General features: G+C 64.8%; 17 protein-coding genes and 1 tRNA gene. 7 read left to right on the top strand and 11 right to left on the bottom strand.

Annotated features, from left to right (window positions below):
* The first annotated feature begins 67 nt into the window (after positions 1-67).
* The 6 genes from tolB (ACZYRS_RS19075) to ACZYRS_RS19050 all read left to right on the top strand — a co-directional run bounded on the left by tolB (ACZYRS_RS19075) (position 68) and on the right by ACZYRS_RS19050 (position 5,027).
* The gene (gene tolB, locus ACZYRS_RS19075) at positions 68-1,384 is read left to right on the top strand and encodes a Tol-Pal system beta propeller repeat protein TolB (RefSeq protein ID WP_463420505.1); all 1,317 of its coding nucleotides are present in this window, start codon (positions 68-70) and stop codon (positions 1,382-1,384) included.
* A gap of 190 nt (positions 1,385-1,574) precedes the next feature.
* A complete protein-coding gene (gene tolB / locus ACZYRS_RS19070) occupies positions 1,575-2,744 on the top strand; it encodes a Tol-Pal system beta propeller repeat protein TolB (protein ID WP_463422509.1) in 1,170 nt (389 codons plus the stop codon).
* Positions 2,745-2,768: 24 nt separating this feature from the next.
* Positions 2,769-3,290: a peptidoglycan-associated lipoprotein Pal gene (gene pal, locus ACZYRS_RS19065; RefSeq protein ID WP_463420504.1), complete on the top strand. Its 522-nt coding sequence runs from the start codon at positions 2,769-2,771 to the stop codon at positions 3,288-3,290.
* The gene (ybgF, locus tag ACZYRS_RS19060) at positions 3,290-4,039 is read left to right on the top strand and encodes a tol-pal system protein YbgF (protein WP_198784111.1); all 750 of its coding nucleotides are present in this window, start codon (positions 3,290-3,292) and stop codon (positions 4,037-4,039) included. Before pal ends, ybgF begins: the two co-directional genes overlap by 1 nt.
* A gap of 31 nt (positions 4,040-4,070) precedes the next feature.
* Positions 4,071-4,901: a tRNA threonylcarbamoyladenosine dehydratase gene (locus ACZYRS_RS19055; protein ID WP_463422508.1), complete on the top strand. Its 831-nt coding sequence runs from the start codon at positions 4,071-4,073 to the stop codon at positions 4,899-4,901.
* 50 nt (positions 4,902-4,951) lie between these two features.
* Positions 4,952-5,027: transfer RNA gene (locus tag ACZYRS_RS19050), tRNA-Lys, on the top strand.
* 300 nt (positions 5,028-5,327) lie between these two features.
* On the opposite strand, the gene ACZYRS_RS19045 is transcribed toward ACZYRS_RS19050, so the two are convergent.
* The 8 genes from ACZYRS_RS19045 to ACZYRS_RS19010 all read right to left on the bottom strand — a co-directional run bounded on the left by ACZYRS_RS19045 (position 5,328) and on the right by ACZYRS_RS19010 (position 14,034).
* Positions 5,328-7,022, bottom strand: a complete 1,695-nt coding sequence (locus ACZYRS_RS19045) for a response regulator (RefSeq protein ID WP_463420503.1) — start codon at positions 7,020-7,022, stop codon at positions 5,328-5,330.
* A gap of 4 nt (positions 7,023-7,026) precedes the next feature.
* Positions 7,027-8,529 carry an ATPase domain-containing protein gene (locus ACZYRS_RS19040; protein ID WP_463420502.1) on the bottom strand — a complete coding sequence of 501 codons (1,503 nt, stop codon included), beginning with the start codon at positions 8,527-8,529 and terminating at the stop codon, positions 7,027-7,029.
* Between the two features lie 343 nt (positions 8,530-8,872).
* Entirely contained in the window at positions 8,873-9,994 is a 1,122-nt protein-coding gene (locus ACZYRS_RS19035) for a PAS domain-containing sensor histidine kinase (protein ID WP_463420501.1), read from the bottom strand.
* A gap of 9 nt (positions 9,995-10,003) precedes the next feature.
* Entirely contained in the window at positions 10,004-10,807 is an 804-nt protein-coding gene (locus ACZYRS_RS19030) for an alpha/beta fold hydrolase (protein ID WP_463420500.1), read from the bottom strand.
* A 205-nt stretch (positions 10,808-11,012) separates the two neighbouring features.
* Positions 11,013-11,375, bottom strand: coding sequence for a response regulator (locus ACZYRS_RS19025; protein WP_463420499.1), 363 nt, complete (start codon positions 11,373-11,375; stop codon positions 11,013-11,015).
* 536 nt (positions 11,376-11,911) lie between these two features.
* Entirely contained in the window at positions 11,912-12,661 is a 750-nt protein-coding gene (locus ACZYRS_RS19020; RefSeq protein WP_463420498.1) for an SDR family NAD(P)-dependent oxidoreductase, read from the bottom strand.
* A 115-nt stretch (positions 12,662-12,776) separates the two neighbouring features.
* Positions 12,777-13,733, bottom strand: a complete 957-nt coding sequence (locus ACZYRS_RS19015; protein WP_463422507.1) for a LysR family transcriptional regulator — start codon at positions 13,731-13,733, stop codon at positions 12,777-12,779.
* Between the two features lie 97 nt (positions 13,734-13,830).
* Positions 13,831-14,034 carry a hypothetical protein gene (locus ACZYRS_RS19010; protein ID WP_198784067.1) on the bottom strand — a complete coding sequence of 68 codons (204 nt, stop codon included), beginning with the start codon at positions 14,032-14,034 and terminating at the stop codon, positions 13,831-13,833.
* 354 nt (positions 14,035-14,388) lie between these two features.
* On the opposite strand from ACZYRS_RS19010, the gene ACZYRS_RS19005 reads away from it, so the two are divergent.
* Positions 14,389-14,604, top strand: a complete 216-nt coding sequence (locus ACZYRS_RS19005) for a hypothetical protein (RefSeq protein WP_233101481.1) — start codon at positions 14,389-14,391, stop codon at positions 14,602-14,604.
* A gap of 222 nt (positions 14,605-14,826) precedes the next feature.
* Here the strand turns inward: ACZYRS_RS19005 and ACZYRS_RS19000 are convergent, their stop codons facing one another.
* From ACZYRS_RS19000 to ACZYRS_RS18990, 3 genes are all read right to left on the bottom strand, one after another.
* Positions 14,827-15,207 (bottom strand): hypothetical protein, encoded by a 381-nt coding sequence (locus ACZYRS_RS19000; protein ID WP_463420497.1) that lies wholly within the window; start codon positions 15,205-15,207, stop codon positions 14,827-14,829.
* 345 nt (positions 15,208-15,552) lie between these two features.
* Complete coding sequence (locus ACZYRS_RS18995; RefSeq protein ID WP_463420496.1) at positions 15,553-16,413, bottom strand: ABC transporter ATP-binding protein; 861 nt, start codon at positions 16,411-16,413, stop codon at positions 15,553-15,555.
* A 151-nt stretch (positions 16,414-16,564) separates the two neighbouring features.
* Complete coding sequence (locus ACZYRS_RS18990) at positions 16,565-17,347, bottom strand: ABC transporter permease (RefSeq protein ID WP_463422506.1); 783 nt, start codon at positions 17,345-17,347, stop codon at positions 16,565-16,567.
* Between the last annotated feature and the right edge of the window lie 35 nt (positions 17,348-17,382).

The raw sequence follows: 17,382 nt of genomic DNA, 5'->3' as shown, positions 1-17,382 counted from the left end.
CCAGTGTGTAACATGTGGCCCGTTGCGTCGGACCGAAACTTTTTGTCCGAAAACCTCTCCGAACCGCATGAACAAGCCGTTGACAACACCTACTCCAACTCCTTCTTCATCGCTATTTGCACGCCGCACGCTCATTGCGGCCCTTGCTGCCACCCCCTTGCTTCCTGCGCTGGCCCAGTTCCGGGTCGAAGTGTCGGGCGTCGGGCTGACGCAATTGCCGATCGCGCTCGTGCCCTTCAGGGGCCAGGACGCCGCGCCGCAGAAGATCTCCGACATCATCCAGGCCGACCTCGAGCGAAGCGGCCAGTTCCGCGGCGTCGATGCCTCCGGCCAAGCGGTCGACGATGCCTCGCGCCCCGACTGGTCGGTGTGGCGCCAGCGCACTGCCGACTCGCTGGTGGGCGGCAGCATCACGCGCTTGGCCGACGGCCGCTTCGATGTGAAGTTCCGCCTCTGGGACGTGGTGAAGGGGCAGGAACTGGGCTTCCAGAACTACACCGTGCCGCAGGGCGACCTTCGCCTCGTGGCGCACCGCATCGCCGACTTCGTCTATGAAAAGCTGACCGGCGAAAAAGGCATCTTCTCGACCCGCATCGCCTACGTCACCAAGGGCGGCGCCCGCTATGCGCTGTGGGTGGCCGATGCCGACGGCGAGAACGCGCAGGCCGCGCTCGCCAGTTCCGAACCCATCATCTCGCCGCGCTGGTCGGCCGATGGACAGCAACTGGCCTATGTGTCTTTCGAATCGCGCAAGCCCGTGGTGTACGTGCACAACGTGTCCAGCGGACAGCGCCGAAAGGTGGCCGACTTCAAGGGCTCCAACAGCGCGCCGGCCTGGTCGCCCGATGGCGGTTCGCTCGCCGTCACGCTCAGCCGCGATGGCGGCTCGCAGCTCTTCACGATCCCCGCGGCCGGCGGCGAGCCGCGCCGGCTGACGCAGAGCGCAAGCATCGACACCGAGCCGGTGTATTCGGCCGACGGCGGCACCATCTACTTCGTGAGCGACCGCGGCGGCGCGCCCCAGATCTACAAGATGGGCGCAAGCGGCGGCAATCCGGCACGGGTGACCTTCAGCGGCAGCTACAACATCTCTCCCGCCATCAGCGGCGATGGCCGCTGGCTGGCCTACATCTCCCGCGTGGGCGGCGCCTTCAAGCTCCAGGTGATGGAACTGGCGACCGGCAATGTGGCCTCGATCACCGACACCAGCGCCGACGAGAGCCCGAGCTTCGCGCCGAACAGCAAGCTGATCGTCTACGCAACGCACCTGCAAGGCCGCGAAGCGCTCATGACGACCACGCTCGACGGAAAGATCAAGGCGCGCCTGGCGGGGCAGGCCGGCGACATCAGAGAACCCGACTGGGGACCGTTCCGCAAGCAATGACCAGAACCAGATGCATCCCCAGAGGTTCGAAACATTGAAACGCACGATTTATTCGCTGGTCATCGTGGCCTTGATCGCCGGCTGCGCGTCGAACACCAAGCCCGATGAAGCGGCGGTGCCCGATCGCAGCAGCAGTGCGCGCCCGCAAGACGGCGCAAGCGCTGCGAAGCCTGCCGCCGTCGAAGGGGGCCTGCCGGTCGCGTTCGTGCCCTTCAAGGGCCAGGACGGCTCATCCCAGAAGATATCCGACATCGTCCAGGCCGACCTGGAACGCAGCGGCCAGTTCCGCGGCGTCGATGCCTCGGGCCAGGCGCTGGACGAGGCCTCGCGCCCCGACCTGTCGCTGTGGCGCCAGCGCACCGCCGGTTCGCTCGTGGTGGGCAGCGTCACCCGGCTGGCCGACGGCCGCTTCGATGTGAAGTTCCGCCTCTGGGACGTGGTGAAGGGTCAGGACCTGGGCGGCCAGAGCTACACCGTGCCGCAGGGCGACCTGCGTCTCGCGTCGCACCGCATCGCCGACTTCGTCTATGAAAAGCTGACCGGCGAGAAGGGCATCTTCTCGACCCGCATCGCCTACGTCACCAAGGGCGGCAACCGCAACACGCTGTGGGTGGCCGATGCCGACGGCGAGAACGCGCAGGCCGCGCTCGCGAGCCCCGAGCCGATCATCTCGCCGACCTGGTCGTCCAGCGGCCAGCAACTGGCCTACGTGTCCTTCGAGTCGCGCAAGCCCGTGGTCTACGTGCACAACGTGACCAGCGGACAACGCCGACTGCTGGCGAACTTCAGGGGCTCCAACAGCGCGCCGGCCTGGGCGCCGGACGGCAACACACTGGCCGTCACGCTCACCCGCGACGGCGGCTCGCAGCTCTACACGGTGCCGGCCAGCGGCGGCGAGCCCCGCCGGCTAACCCAGAGCACGAGCATCGACACCGAGCCCGCGTACTCGGCCGACGGCCGCACCATCTATTTCGTGAGCGACCGCGCGGGCACGCCCCAGATCTACAAGATGAATGCCAGCGGCGGCAACCCGACACGGGTTACCACGAGCGGCACCTACAACATTTCTCCGTCCGTCAGCGGCGATGGCCGGTGGTTGGCCTACATCGCGCGCGTGGACACTGCCTTCAAACTCCAGGTGATGGAGTTGGCGACCGGCAAAGTTGCGTCCATCACCGACACCACCGCCGACGAGAGCCCGAGTTTTGCCCCCAATAGCAAGCTGATCGTCTACGCAACGCGCCTTCAGGACCGCGAAGCGCTCATGACGACCACGCTCGACGGAAAAATAAAGGCACGACTGGCGGGACAGGCGGGAGACATCAGGGAACCGGACTGGGGTCCGTTTCAAAAGCAATGATCAGGTTTATTTGAGGAGTTCGAAATGTTGAAACGCACAATTTATTCGCTGGCCATCGTGGCCCTTATCGCCGGTTGCTCGTCGGGCACGAAGCTCACCGACACGCCCGTGACCGACGGCCGTGGCTCTGCGGGCCAGCAAGGCGGCAGCGCCAGCGCCGTGACCCCGGTCAACGCCGACCCGAACGCGGGCACGGCACAAGGCCCGGTGGGCGTCGCGCGCATCGTGTACTTCGACTACGACAGCTACACGGTCAAGCCCGAGTTCCAGTCGATCATCGACGGCCACGCGCGCTTCCTGAAGAGCGCTCCGCAGCGTCGCATCTCGATCGAAGGTCATACCGATGAACGCGGTGGCCGTGAGTACAACCTGGCCCTCGGCCAGAAGCGCTCCGAAGCCGTGCGTCGCGCACTGACCCTGCTGGGCGTGAGCGACAGCCAGATCGAAGCCGTGAGCTTCGGCAAGGAAAAGCCGGCCGTGCAGGGCTCCGGTGAAGAGGCGTGGGCACAGAACCGCCGCGCTGAAATCCGCTACACCACCCGGTGATGCCACGCGTCCTGTTGCGGGGCGCGGCGCTGGCTGCCGCCCTGCTGTGCGTCTCGATGGGATCGCAGGCCGCGTTGTTCGAGGATGACGAGGCTCGCAAGGCCATTCTCGATCTGCGCCAGCGCGTCGAGGCCATGCGCCAGCAAACCGACCAGCGGCTGACCGACGAGAACGGCCAGTTGCGCCGCAGCCTGCTCGACCTGCAGAACCAGATCGAGCAGATGCGGGGCGACCTGGCGCGCATGACCGGCCAGAACGAGCAGCTCACGCGCACGCTGAGCGAAATGCAGTCGCGCCAGAGCACCATCGACGACAAGCTCAAGCAGAACGAGCCGTCCAAGGTGACGGTCGACGGCCGCGAGTTCAACGCCGATCCCAAGGAGAAGGCCGACTTCGAGGCTGCGCTCGGCATCTTTCGTGCCGGCCAGTTCGCGCAGTCGCAAACGGCCTTCGCCGAATTCGTCAAGCGCTACCCGCAAAGCGGCTACAACGCCTCGGCGCTGTTCTGGCTGGGCAATGCGCAGTACGCCACGCGCAACTACAACGAGGCCATCGCGAACTTCCGCTCGATGCTCTCGCTCGCGCCCGATCACGCCAAGGCCCCCGAGGCCGTGCTGTCGATCGCGAACTGCCAGATCGAGCTGAAGGACACGCGCTCGGCACGCCGCACGCTGGAAGACCTGGCCAAGGCGTATCCGCAGTCCGAAGCCGCACAGGCAGGCCGAGAGCGTCTCTCGCGCCTTCGCTAGTGCCGGCGGAGCACGCCGCTTGAACGCCACCCTGCCTGCAGCGTTCACACCAGCCGCCGCGGATGTCGTCACCGACACCGCGGCGCCTGACTTTGCGCGCCGCTTTGGCGGCCTGGAGCGCCTCTACGGCGTGGCCGGTGCCGCGCGCATCCGCAACGCCCATGTCCTGGTCGCCGGCATCGGCGGCGTGGGGTCGTGGGCGGTCGAGGCCCTGGCGCGCAGCGGGGTGGGGCGGCTGACGCTGGTCGACCTGGACCACGTCTCGGAATCGAACATCAACCGCCAGATCCACGCGCTCGATACGACCGTGGGCCAGGCGAAGGTCGAGGCCATGCGCGATCGCATCGCGCAGATCAACCCGGACTGCAAGGTGCTCGCGCTCGACGAGTTCGTGGAGCCCGGCAACTGGACTGCATTGCTCGACGCGGCTAATGCCGCGAACGGCCCGGCCACCGCAGTCATCGACGCCTGCGACCAGGTGAAGGCCAAGCTCACCATGGCCGCATGGGCACGCGCATCGCGCGCGGCGTTCATCACGGTGGGCGCGGCGGGCGGCAAGCGGCAGGCGCACAAGGTCGACATCGACGATCTTTCGCTCGTCACGCACGACCCGCTGCTGGCCCAGCTTCGCCAGCGCCTGCGCAAGGACCACGGCGCGCCGCGCGAAGGCCGCAAGATCGGCGTCACCTGCGTCTTCAGCCGCGAAAGCGTTGCGCCACCCGATGCGTCCTGCGCGATCGAAGAGGGCGACGGTTCGCTCAATTGCCATGGCTACGGCTCGGTGGTGAGTGTCACGGCCACCTTCGGACAATGTGCGGCGGGTTGGGTTCTCGACAAAATCGCGAGCAACGCCACGCTATAATCTTTGGCTTTGCCGGATTCAACATCGGCAAGAAGCAAAAAAATGGTTCCGGGACGTTAGCTCAGTTGGTAGAGCAGCGGACTTTTAATCCGTTGGTCACTGGTTCGAATCCAGTACGTCCTACCAACAAAAATCGAGGATTAGCAGGTAAGTGCCTGCTAATCCTTTTTCTTTGCCCCACGCCCGCCCCAAGACTGCATAGCCACCGTTCGCACGTTGGGCGGATGCGAAGCCGAGGCGAGCACATGCAGCGCAACGTCTGCATCAGGGCCGCTTCTTCCGATACGAGGGCGGATCTGGGCGCGACAGCGTCGCCAAGCAAGTGCAGTTGCCTCTCGCGTGGCGGCATGTCGCCGTCCCGAGGCTCAAGCGCAGCCACTGCTTGCCGCGAGGCCGGCCCCCCACGGCGAGCGGCACTCTGAGACGCTAAGGCGGCGATTTCCGGCGCCGGAGTTCCGTCGCCACGGCCGTGCCGAGCGTGTCGAGGTCGAACGGTTTCGCGAGCACCGACTGCGGGCCGATCAGCCGCTCGACCGCGTTCATGTCGGCGTAGCCCGTGGCCATCAGGATCGGCAGATCGCTGAAGAGCTCCTGCGCGTGGGCGATCAGCTCGGCGCCGTTCATGTGCGGCATGAGGTAGTCCACCAACAGCAGGTCGGGCCTTGCCTTTTGCAGTTCGAGCAGACCGGATGTGCCGTCCGCTGCCTGCCGGACGCGGAATCCGAGCACCTGCAGACTCTCGACCATGCTGCGGCGCACGCCCGGGTCGTCTTCGACCACAAGGATCTCGGCTTGCCGAGCATCCGCGATCGCCTGGTCGGCGGCTTTAGGGCCCTGCGGAGCCTCGACGGGCTCGGGCGCCAGTGGAAAGCGCAGCTTGATCGAGGTTCCCACGCCGATCTCGCTTTCCACAATCGCGCTGCCTCCCGACTGCCGCGCGAAACCGTAGACCTGGCTGAGCCCCAGGCCTGTGCCTGCATGCTGCTTGGTCGTGAAAAAAGGATCGAATATCTTGTCCAGCAAGTTCTCCGGGATGCCGGTACCGCTGTCGCGCACCACCACGTGGGCGGAGCCTAGGGGATAGCCGGGCTCGACCGGGGAGCCGTTCGCGCGGGGTGGCGATACCTCGGTGTGGATCTCGAGAGTGCCGCCCTGAGGCATGGCGTCGCGTGCGTTGACCGCAAGGTTGAGGATGGCCATTTCCATCTGCGCCGCGTCGACGATCACGAAGGCCGGCTGCGCGCTCAGCGACAGCGTCAGCTTCACATGCGATCCGACCGAGATGGAAACCAGCTCCGCCATGTTGCGGATCAACGCATTCATGTCGTGCAGCTTCGGGACCAGGCTCTGCGTGCGGGCAAAGGAGAGCAGTTGCCCCGTCAAGCGCGAGCCGCGATCCACGGCCTGCTTGGCCCGCATTGCGTAGTCACGAACCCGATGCTCGCCGACCTGCAATCGCTCGATCAGCTGCAGGTTCAGATTCACCACGTGCAGCAGGTTGTTGAAGTCATGGGCGATGCCACCGGTCAGCCGGCCAAGCGCCTCCATCTTCTGATTCTGGACCAGGGAGTTTTCGATGCGCTCGCGCTCAAGCATCTCGCGCATCAACCGGTCGTTGGCGCTGGCCAGGTCAGCCGTGCGCTCGGCGATGCGCGATTCCAGCGCGCTGTTGAGTTGCTCGACGCTGGCCTTGGCTGTCTCCAGCTCGGCCAGATGCTTGCGGGTGAGGTACTGGCGTCGACGCGCCCGAAGCGCGGACTGCGCGGCGCTGATCAGCGTGTCGGCATTCACCGGGCGCTCGAGCAGCACCAGGTTGCTGAGGTCTTGCAGTGCAGATCGCGCGCGCTCCGAACGGCGAACCGTTTGCCGTGCTGCGAGCACGACAAAGGGATAGTCCGACCAGGGCGGCTGGTTGGCCAGAACTTCGCGCAGCGCAGCCACGGTCTCCTCGTCGAGAGATTCCTCGGTCAGGATGGTCGCGGCGGACTCCTTGCCGATCTCGCGCACGAGCGCATGCACGTCCTGGCACACGAACGCGTCGACGCTGCGCGTGGCGAGGGCGTCGAGGATCAGCCGCGCATCGCGCCCGAAGGGCGCGAAGATGAGGATTCGGTTCTCCACCTTGTCAGGCCCGCTCGGCGTCGCCAAGCAACGCAGTGCGGCCTCGATAGCGCGGCAGTCCCGCCATCACGCCTTCAAAGTCGGTGAGCGCATCGCCGATCTCCAGCCCCGTCGGGCCGAGCCGAAACTGATGGATCGTCGTCGCATGCGCGCTCGAGCGGCTCTTGACCACGGACACGGCCTTCAGAAGTTGCCCGCGTGCCTCGAAGTACCGGAACTGGAGCATCGAATCGCTCAGGTAGCTCAGGTCCACATCGTTGGGCACCTCGCCCGAAATACCATGTTGCGACAGCACGAGGATGGTGCTGACACCCTGCAGATTGAGGTAGGTCAGCAGTTCGTGCATCTGAAGCATCAGGAAATTGCTGCCGGGCATCGCGATCAGGTATGCATTGAGCGTATCGATCACAACCGTCGTCACACCCTCACGCTCGACGGCGTCCCTCACGCGGTGCGAGAACTGGCCCGCCGAGATCTCGGCCGGGTCGATGGTATGCACGGCCAGCCGTCCTGACGCGATGTACTCGTCGATGCCCAGCGCCAGGGCGCGCGATCGCGTCATCAGCGTCTTGACGCCCTCGTCGAAGAGGAAGATGGCCGCCTTGCCGCCGCGCTGCACGTCGGCCCGCGCGCAGCACACGGCTGTCGTCGTCTTGCCGACGCCGGCCGGGCCCGCAAACAGGAGGTTGGTGCCCGGGGTCAGACCACCGCCGAGCAAACGGTCCAGGTCCTGGTTGCCCGAGCTGAGCGGCTCGCTCGCAAAGGCTCGTCCATGCTCGATGGCCACCAGCCGCGTGAATACGCGCAGGCCGCCTCGGTCCAGACTGACATCGTGCTCGCCTTCCCGAAACTTGACGCCGCGCATTTTCAAGATGCGCAGGCGGCGCTTGTCGGAGCCGTAAGTGCCGGTTTTCTGCTCAAGCTGCAATACGCCATGCGCGATGCTGTGAAGGTGCATGCCCTCGGCGGTGCGCGCCTTGTCGTCGAGCAGCAGCACCGTGCACCCTTGGCCCAGGAAGAAGCGCTTGAGCGCCAGGATCTGGCGCCGGTATCGCATCGGATCCTGGGCCAGAAGTCGCAGTTCGGACAAGCTGTCGAAAACGACGCGCTGCGGCCGCAGGCGCTCCACCTCCTGCATGACGCGGCGGATCGTCTCGCCCAGTTCAAACTCGGAGGGATTGAAGATGCTCTGCTCGGCCTCGACGCTCAACCCATCGTCGCTGATCAGGTCGAAGACATCGAGGCCTTCCAGATTCCAGCCATGGGAGAGCGCGCCTTCGGCCAATTCCTGCGAGCTTTCGGAGAGCGTGATGTACAGGCCTTTCTGCCCAAGCGCGCGGCCTTGAAGAAGGAACTGCAGTCCCAGCGTCGTCTTGCCGGCCCCCGGGGTGCCTTCAACCAGATACAGGTGACCGGCAGGCAGTCCGCCTGCGGTCACATCGTCCAGGCCCGGAACCCCCGTAGGTTCGAGATTGGGTGGCACAGCTTGTTTGGATGAAAGCGTCATGGAAGCTGTCCATTGAAAATTGATGAATGGCAACGTGGAATTTAGCGAAGCCCGTCGCCCTCCCGCCGCGTTGCCAGGCGCAGCCCCGTGTAGGCCTAAAGCTTGTGGATATGTACGCGGCCACCCGGGCTATGCGCGTGTCACGCAGGGGCCGTATCGCACCCAAGGCGTGACGAAGACGCTGGTGCGCGCGAAAGCCGAGCGTCAGGGCAGGGTCAGGGCGAATTGAATCGGGAGCCGACCAGACAGGCGTCGCGCGGCTGAAGCCATCATTGAGCTGGGAGTAGATCGAGAGGTCAGCACGGTCGCTGACAGCTAGCGCTCATGTCGAGGATTTGCCGATCTACAACTGCAGAGGAATGACCACCGAAAAGGTCGTGCCTGCGTCATCGCTCGAGTCAACATTCACCGTGCCACCATGGGCTCTGGCAATTTCCATGATGATGAAGAGGCCGAGCCCGACGCTCCGCCCGGAACCGGCCACCGTGCCGCGCACCATCGGTTGGAACAAGGAGGAGATTGCGTCGCGAGGAATGCTGGGGCCCCAGTTATGCACAGAAATCTCGATGTGTGGCGCGAGCACCGAGGTCTTGACGATGACTTCCCGGCTTGCATCACCGTAGGCTACTGCGTTCGCAACAAGATTGCCGACGAGTTGCGCCAGTCGATCGGGGTCGACGCTGCACTCGCCGTCGCCCAGGGACTGATGGCGCAACCTTCGTTGTGGAAACGCCAGTGAGAGTTCCGCCACGCTCTGTGCCACGACCTCGTGAAGGTCGACCCGGCGGACGTTGATCGCGATGCCTTTTCCCACGCGAGCGACCGTGAAATCCAGGAGGTCGGAAACCAGCCGATTTGCCCGATCAACGGATTGCGCCATTCGCGATAGCACACGTGTCTGGTTGTCCGTCGGTGCAGTTCGGGACAGGACCTGAATTCCCGTATGAACTGCGGACAAGGGGTTGCGCAGGTCATGGCTCACGATGCCGATCATCTGCTCGGCAAAAAGCGCTCTGTCCTTCGTTGCAGCCTGAAGCCGCTCCACTTCTGCGACGTGCGCCTCCAACCTTTTCCGAGCCGACAGCAGTTCTTGCTCGTATTTGTCCCGGTCATGAGCGACAAATGCAGCGACCTTCTGGATGTGCTCAGGGCCATGACCGTGGCGGACAACGTTCAGGACCATCGGCACCGAGTGTCCGTCCCGATGCCTGACGTCAAGCTTCAATTCGGAGATCGAGCCTTGCATCTCCAGAAGCGGCGCCCAGTGCGTTTGATGAAAGATTCGTGCGCCCATCGTCAGCAGCTCCTGGAGGCGCTTCTTGCCAATCAGGTCCGCCTTCTCGTACCCGAGCCATGTGCAGAAAGGCTTGTTCACTCGGAGAAAAAGTCCTTTTGCGTCTGTCTCCATCAGCCCGCAGGGTGCGCCGTCGAGGAGTTCTTCGCAGTCGGAGTCGAGCGTGGCCACGTAAACGGTCTACAGGCCGCGCTGCGAAAGAAAAGCATCGATCGCCTCGCTGCTGGGGCCCGGGCGGCTGAGATGCGGACAGTGCCCAACGTTTTCGATGATCTTGAGCATGCTGTTGGGCATGACCTTGTGCATGTATTCGCCGACTGCAATCGGCGCGATCAGGTCATCGTCGCATTGAAGAATAAGTGACGGTGTCTGCAACTTTGCCACTGCGGCGCGGTGGTCCGACAGGAAGGTCACGCGCGCGAAATGCTTCGCGATCTCCGGGTCGGTGCGACAGAAGCTGTTTGTCAGCTCGACGCCGAGTTCGGGCTGATCTGGCGCGCCCATGATGGCGGGTGCCATCGTGCTCGACCAGCCCAGATAGTTGCTTTCCAGGGTGTGCAGCAAAGAGTCGATGTCCGCTTGTTCGAACCCGCCGACGTAGTCGCCATCGTTGATATAGCGCGGCGAAGGGCCCACCATCGCGTGCGCGGCTAAGAGCCCGGGGTTTGCCAGGTCTGCGAGGACGCCGATCATCGCGCTGACCGAGTGCCCAACGAACACGGCGGGCCCTTCCCCGTAGGCCTTCACGATCTCGGCGACGTCACTGGCATGCCCGTCCAGCGATGAATACTTGTCGGGATCGAAAGAGGCAAGGTCCGATCCTCCGCTGCCTACAAGATCGAAGAGCACCGTCTTGTAGCCCTTCCGATACTCGGGCTCAAGCAGGCGCCACATGTTCTGGTCACACCCGAAACCATGGGCGAAGAAGAGGGTCGCGAGACCGCTGCCGGCCGCTCGGATGTTGTTTCGCCTTTGCACGCTCACTTGCGGAGGTCCTTCGCGAGTAGTTGGGATGGATACCTCAGTGGGCCGCTGGCGCGGCGGTTCTGAGGTGGCTCGGCTGGGCTCGCACTGCGGGGGAAGCCCATGAGCATGCAGCAGATTGCGCGAAAAGAATGTAGGCCAACAGGCGCAGCTTGCTCTCGATCAATATCCAGCTCCCAGAAGGCGAACGACCGGTGGTCGCGCGTCAGCGATAGCGCTGGCAATGCTCAAAAAATAGCTCCAGTTCCGTCGACTTGTCGAAGACCGCGTCGGCACCGAGTGCCAGGCACCGCGCCCGCATGTCGGAGGTCGGGTAGTTCGTCAGGACGACCACGTGTTTTTCAGACGACCGCTTCTGGACCGCACGCAGAACCGTGAGGCCGGACCCTTCCTTGAGAAAGAGGTCCACAACCGCGAGCTTCCACTCGTTGCCCGAGAGTATTTCCAACGCTTGGTCAGCGGTCTCTCCAACCGCGACCACCTCTGCTTCCAAGAAGAACTCGAGCGCGGGGATCAGGTTGTCCCGGATGGTTTTGCTGTCCTCGACGAGGACCGTAGTGAGAGACATCGTTCACATACGCCGTTAGCGTCGATCAATATTTCTCAACACAGGGCAAATACCCTGCCGACTTAAGTAACCACCTTTTCCTTTTATAAGAACGCGGCACCTCCGAATCTGTAGTCCATTCGCTTGACTACTGCAGGGGTCCGACTTACTGAGATTTTTGAGCCATCACTTCGGCCTTGAGCGTTTCCGTCACTTCGCGCCGAGGACATCGACGCGATCAGGGTACTTCGGGCCGCCGGGCGCGTCATCGCGCTTGTTCCCGCGTCCTCAAATTCGCTGTCCTTCTCGGACTCTGCCGCTGCCGCGCAGGTGCTGGCCGTAACCCGGAAGGGGCGCGAGGAACTCGCGAAATTCAACTACCGGCGATCGCGCCCCCCACTTTGGCGACATCTTTCGCCGCGGATCACAGCGGGGCGCCGCGGCGGTGCAATTGCTGCGCCACGAGCGGACGATCCGCGCCCGGCCACCGTTGGTCTGACCGGTGACGATGGACCATGCACGCTGCGCGCAGCGTGGACAAACGCGGCGCATGCGTCTCAGACCTGCGCCAGACCGCCATCGACAGGCAGATCAATCCCGGCCACATAGCTCGACTCGTCCGAGGCGAGGAAGAAGGCTGCCGATGCGATCTCTTCCGCCCGGCCGAGACGACCCAGCGGCGTGACGGCGCTGAATGCCTTCTTTGCGGCCTCCGAAGCCTCGTCGCTGTCGAACTGGCCGCGGATGATCGGCGTCTCGGTCGCCCCCGGGCTCAATGCGTTGACGCGGATACCTTTGCCCTTGAGCTCCTGCGTCCAGACGCGAACCAGCGCGCGCACGCCGGCCTTCGCTGCGGCATAGGCGCCATGCGCGGCCACTCCCTTCGAGTTGATGACCGAAGACAGGACAACGATCGAACCACCGCGCGCCATCAGCGGCAATGCCTTTTGAACCGTGAAGACAACCCCTTTCAGGTCGATGTCGATGGTCTTGTCGAAATGAGCTTCGGTCAGTTCGCCGATACCGGCGTGCTCTATGAAGCCCGCGTTCGCGACCACGATGTCGAGCACGCCTTTTTCGGCCTTGACGGCGGCGTAGAGGCGATCGAGATCCGCAAGGTTGGCAACGTCGCCTTGTACGGCGGTCACGTTGCGGCCGATTTCATTCTTCGCAGCGTCTAGTTCGGCCTGGCGCCGACCTGTGATGAATACATAGGCGCCTTCACGCACGAAGCGCTTTGCGGTCGCCAATCCGATACCGCTCGACCCACCCGTGATGACGGCAACTTTTCCTTCAAGATTCGACATGACTTTCACCTTTGTTTCGCTGCCCCAATGGCAGCGGTAAGCACCAAGGATGCGGCCGCGTGGCCGGCCTGATAAGTCATGCAGCGGGCATAGCGTCTATGCCTGATCGGAATGTTCAAGATGGCCGCAACACCGCGGCTACTGCATCCTGAGGGGCTGGCGCGGCGTTAACTTGGCCGTCATCGACATCAAGCGACTCGCGTACGAATTCGACAAACGCTCTCGCCCTGGCGGTAGCCATCCGGCCTGCCGGATACACGGCCCACAAGTCGATAGAAGGGAGAGACCAGTCGGTGAGAACTCGCCTTACTTCACCTGAGGCGAGTTCTGGCGAGAACATCCATTCCGAGGCGATTGCCAGCCCGACGCCGGCCAGAACGGCGGCGCGCACGCCTTCGGAGACCGATACGGTCACACGCCCGTGCACAGCGACGGAGACGTCGATGCCGTCGCGCTGGAATGACCAATTCGCACCGCCGCCGCCCCGACTGTAGACAATGGCTTCATGCGTCATGAGCTCCTGGGGGGCGCGTGGTTCGCCCCGTGCTTCGAAGTAAGCCGGTGTCCCGACGACCGCACGCCGACCGCGCGCGATGCGTTGCGCGGTCAGCCCTGAATCCGCGAGGTCACCCATACGCAATGCGACTTCGACCCCCTCTGCAAACAAATCGACGTTGCCATCATCCAGCTGGATGTCGACCGAAAGCTCAGGATGCTGGGCGAGAAACAGCGGCAGGCGCGGGATGATGTGCAGGCGCGCGAAAGTGGTCGCGGCACTCACGCTCACCTGGCCGCGCAGGTTCGCTGCAGAACCGCGCGCCGCAAGCTCTGCAGCCGCCGCCGCCGCCGCCTCGATGGCCTGGCGGGCGTGCATGTAGAAGCGATGCCCCGCTTCTGTCGGTACCAGCTTGCGGGACGATCGTGTCAGCAGGCGCGTACCCAAGTGCGATTCGAGGAGCGCGACCGATTTGGACACGGCGGGCTGCCCCACCGCGAGCTTGCGCGCGGCGGCTGAAAACGATCCCGTCTCATAGACCGTGACGAACGTGTCGAACGAAGCAAAGCGATCCATTGCGGCATTCTCGCCGCACGGAAACTGCATGGCCGTGACCCGCGGGTTGATCTGAAAGGCATGCTCGGGCGCGATCAGCAGCCGGGGCAACGTCTTCTCAGGATGGAGCGAGATAGACGATTTCGTGCGGATGGAACGGGATGCCTCTTTTCGTGCCGATCAGCCTGACCCGCACGCAGTCGCCGACCACGCCTGTGATGATTCCGCAGCGTCCTAGCACCTCGACCGCACCACCTCTGCGGGCCGGTACAGAAAATTTGTGGCGCAGTCGCGCGAGGTTGTCTGGTTTCTTGAGCGTCATGAGAATTCTGAATCTTGGCTGGGGCGCGGTGGGATGTCGGGCTGCACCCCGCGCAACGAACTACCCACTCTCCGCACCGGGCGCGGCTTTGCGTTAGGAGTACTTAAGTTAATGTTTTGGGTGGGATGGGACGCGTCGGACGGCAGCCCGCAGCCCTGCAGTCGGCCAAGCCTGGGACGCGGTCCCTTCGAGATTTCCGTGACCTGGTTCACGCACCGACGCTCTTTCCGCGCCGTTGATGCAACTGCGCGGGGCTTCTTGGCGTCGAGCTTGCATGTCTGCAGCGTTCGTCTGCGGACGGTCGACAGCACAGGGATCACCATGCCGCTTTACTTCCTCATGAGGCTCCAACACATGCAACTGCCCCTGCGCGTCGAAACGCGCGAGGAGATCAAGCTCGTCTCGGTGCTCAAGGCGACGGGGCTGATCGAAGCCGAGATCCACGCCCTCGAATGGACGAAGTCGTATGCGCTGTCGCGCTCTGCGACCGTCCTTTGCATCACTGCAGAGGGCATGGCCGAGCTCGATCGCTGGATCTACGAGAAGGACCCGCGGCCGCGCCGCGCTTGAACTCATCAACGCGTGACCCATTGCCACCACCGCCGTTCTTGGGCGGGGCGAGCGGTGAGGATGTGCTGGCCGGCCGATTGGTGGCGGTCATGTCGGGCTATCGCATGCCGCTCTTCGACATCCTGGCGATCTGTGCGAGCCGTCGCCATCTCAGCGCGCACACGACGCAGATGCGCCCCGTGCCGGCCGCGGCGCGGCTCTGCTGGAAGGGGTTACTGGGGCCTAGACGATCACCAGCGCCGCATCGACCTGCCGCGCGCGGTGATCGACGTAGTAGCCGCCGAACTCGGTGTAGCGCAGCACCAGCCGCGCGCAGGTCCTGCACCGGAACACGTCGCAGCGGTTGAACGGAAAGTGCGCCACCGAGATCGGCGCATCCGCCGCGTCGTAGCGCGTGCCGTGCGGATGGAATTCCTCGAAGGTCGGCTCGTCGATGTCTTCGGCGCGCAGCGTGCCCACGCGCTGCATCAGCCCGGCAGGCCAGCGGTCTTCGGTGAAGCTCTCCCACGCCTGTGTCCGGTGCAGCCAGCAAGCGCAAACGGGTTGTGCCGATTGTTCGCCGGCTTCGGCGAGCTGCTTCAGTTCGAGTGCATTCAACGGCATCTTGGTTTGCAGGGGAAAAAACGGTGCACCGAATATAGACGTCCGCGAAGTCGCTTCGATGCCTCGTGCAGAGCGGCATGAGCGCGCCGCTCGCGCGCGGTACGTGCAAACCGCATACCCAAGCACGAAAAACCGGGTTTCCCTGCAGCCCGCCTCGCGCGCAAGACTCGGAGGCGCTGCGACGACCTTCGTCTCATCCGGATGCCGCGCAACCCCGGCATCCTGGGCGCGCGCACCCGCACCGACCCACGGCGCGGCCTTCTTCAACTGGGCCAACCGGTTGATGCTGTCGCTGGGCGAGCCGCAGGAGCGCGCGGCCGCCTGAGCGCGGGCGCTTGCGTTTTTCTACCAGGCCAGTTGCAGCCGCTGCGGCACGCCCCCGACGGGAAGCCCGCCGCGCGGTGGCAGCGGCACCCGCGACTGCGGCTCGGTGTCCAGGAAATCGCCGAGCACATCGTCCCGCAACCGGATGAACGCCGGATCGCTCCGGTTGCGCGGATGCGGCAGGTCGACATCGACGATGCGCCGGATGCGCCCCGGCGAGGGCTGCATCACCACCACGCGGTCGCCGAGGAACACGGCCTCTTCCACGTCGTGCGTCACCAGCAGCATCGTGATCTGTTCCTTTTGCCAGATGCGCTGCAGCTCGTTCTGCAGCCGCGAGCGCGTGAGCGCATCGAGCGCGCCGAAGGGCTCGTCCAGCAGCAGCACCCGCGGGCGGTTGACCAGCCCGCGCGCAATGGCCACGCGCTGGGCCATACCGCCGGAAATCTCGTGCGGCCACGAGCGCTCGAAGCCGCCCAGGCCCGCCAGCGCCACATGCTCGGCCACCAGCTCGGCCTTTTCCTTGGCGCTGCAGGGTGCGTTGCGCAGGCCCACGGCGATGTTCTGCGCCACGGTGAGCCACAGAAAGAGCCGGTGGTCCTGGAACACGATGCCGCGCTCGCGCCCCGTGCCCGAGATGGGCTGGCCGCCCAGGAGGATCTGGCCTTCGTACTGGTCGTCGAGCCCGAGCACCAGGCGCAGCAGCGTCGACTTGCCGCAGCCGCTCGCGCCCACGATGCTCACGAAGCGGCCGGCGGGCACATGCAGGTCGATGCCTTCGAGCACCTGCAGCTCGCCGCCGTCGGACTGCGTGTTCGCGTAGCGCTTGCCGAGGGCGCGGATGTCGAGTTCGTTCGAGGCGGTGACGGTGGCGTTGCTCATGGGTTCGATGGGTTAGGCGATTTCATACGGGTGGGGTTTTGCCGCGCAGAGGGCGCACAACCGTTCGGGCTGAGCTTGTCGAAGCCTTGCGCGGCGCTTCGACAAGCTCAGCGTGAACGGGTTGGAGTCTCTTTGCCAGGCACAAGTGGGTTCAGGCACGCCCGGTCCAGCGCGACAAGCGGCGCTCCAGTGCGCGGGCCGAGGCGTTCATGAGCCAGCCGACCAGGCCGATCACGAACATGCCGAAGATCACCAGGTCCATCTGGAAATGCTCGCTGCCCTCGATCAGCGTGTTGCCGATGCCCCGGCCGGCCACCAGCAGGTATTCGGCGCCGATGGTCGCGAGCCAGGAATAGATGAGCGCGAGGTACACGCCCGTGAAGATCGAGGGCAGCGCCGACGGCAGCACCACCTGCGTGACAGCCTGCCAGCGCGTGTAGCCGTAGACGCGCGCCACTTCGAGCAGGCCCGCCGGCGCGGTGCGGATGCCGTCGCAGGTGTTGACCACCACCGGCACCAGCGCGGCCAGCGACAGGAACACCACCTTGGCCACGTCGCCGAGGCCGAACCACACCGAGATCAGCGGAATCCACGCGAACAGCGAGATCTGCTTGAAGGTGTTGAAGCTCGGGCCGGCGATGCGGTTGAAAAGGGGCGACAGGCCCAGCAGCGCGCCGAGCACGAGGCCCGAGGCCGTGCCGATCAAAAAGCCCGTGGCCTCGCGCGCAAGGCTGGCGCTCAGCGCGCGCCAGAGGCGGCCGCTCGCGACCTGGTCGACCGCGGTGTCGAACACCTTGGCCGGCGAGACCAGCAGCGCCGAGTTGACGACATCAAGCGACGACAGCAGCCACCACAGCACGACGGCCACCACCGGCAGCACGAAGCCGCGCCAGCGGCTGCGCTGCTGGGGCCGCAGCGGCTGCACGGCGGCCAGCTCGGCCGCATCGCGGGCAGCGGTGCGGGTCGCGG

It is taken from the genome of Variovorax sp. AC194 (genome assembly GCF_979257995.1).
Note: the sequence above shows the minus strand (reverse complement) of the source record. Positions and strands in the feature narration are given on the sequence as shown.

Coding starts and splice junctions, on each gene's coding strand:
- tolB (WP_463420505.1), top strand. CDS start 68: ATGAACAAGCCGTTGACAACACCTACTCCAACTCCTTCTTCATCGCTA.
- pal (WP_463420504.1), top strand. CDS start 2,769: ATGTTGAAACGCACAATTTATTCGCTGGCCATCGTGGCCCTTATCGCC.
- ybgF (WP_198784111.1), top strand. CDS start 3,290: ATGCCACGCGTCCTGTTGCGGGGCGCGGCGCTGGCTGCCGCCCTGCTG.
- ACZYRS_RS19040 (WP_463420502.1), bottom strand. CDS start 8,529: ATGACGCTTTCATCCAAACAAGCTGTGCCACCCAATCTCGAACCTACG.
- ACZYRS_RS19025 (WP_463420499.1), bottom strand. CDS start 11,375: ATGTCTCTCACTACGGTCCTCGTCGAGGACAGCAAAACCATCCGGGAC.
- ACZYRS_RS19020 (WP_463420498.1), bottom strand. CDS start 12,661: ATGTCGAATCTTGAAGGAAAAGTTGCCGTCATCACGGGTGGGTCGAGC.
- ACZYRS_RS19015 (WP_463422507.1), bottom strand. CDS start 13,733: ATGGATCGCTTTGCTTCGTTCGACACGTTCGTCACGGTCTATGAGACG.
- ACZYRS_RS19010 (WP_198784067.1), bottom strand. CDS start 14,034: ATGACGCTCAAGAAACCAGACAACCTCGCGCGACTGCGCCACAAATTT.
- ACZYRS_RS19005 (WP_233101481.1), top strand. CDS start 14,389: ATGCAACTGCCCCTGCGCGTCGAAACGCGCGAGGAGATCAAGCTCGTC.
- ACZYRS_RS19000 (WP_463420497.1), bottom strand. CDS start 15,207: ATGCCGTTGAATGCACTCGAACTGAAGCAGCTCGCCGAAGCCGGCGAA.
- ACZYRS_RS18995 (WP_463420496.1), bottom strand. CDS start 16,413: ATGAGCAACGCCACCGTCACCGCCTCGAACGAACTCGACATCCGCGCC.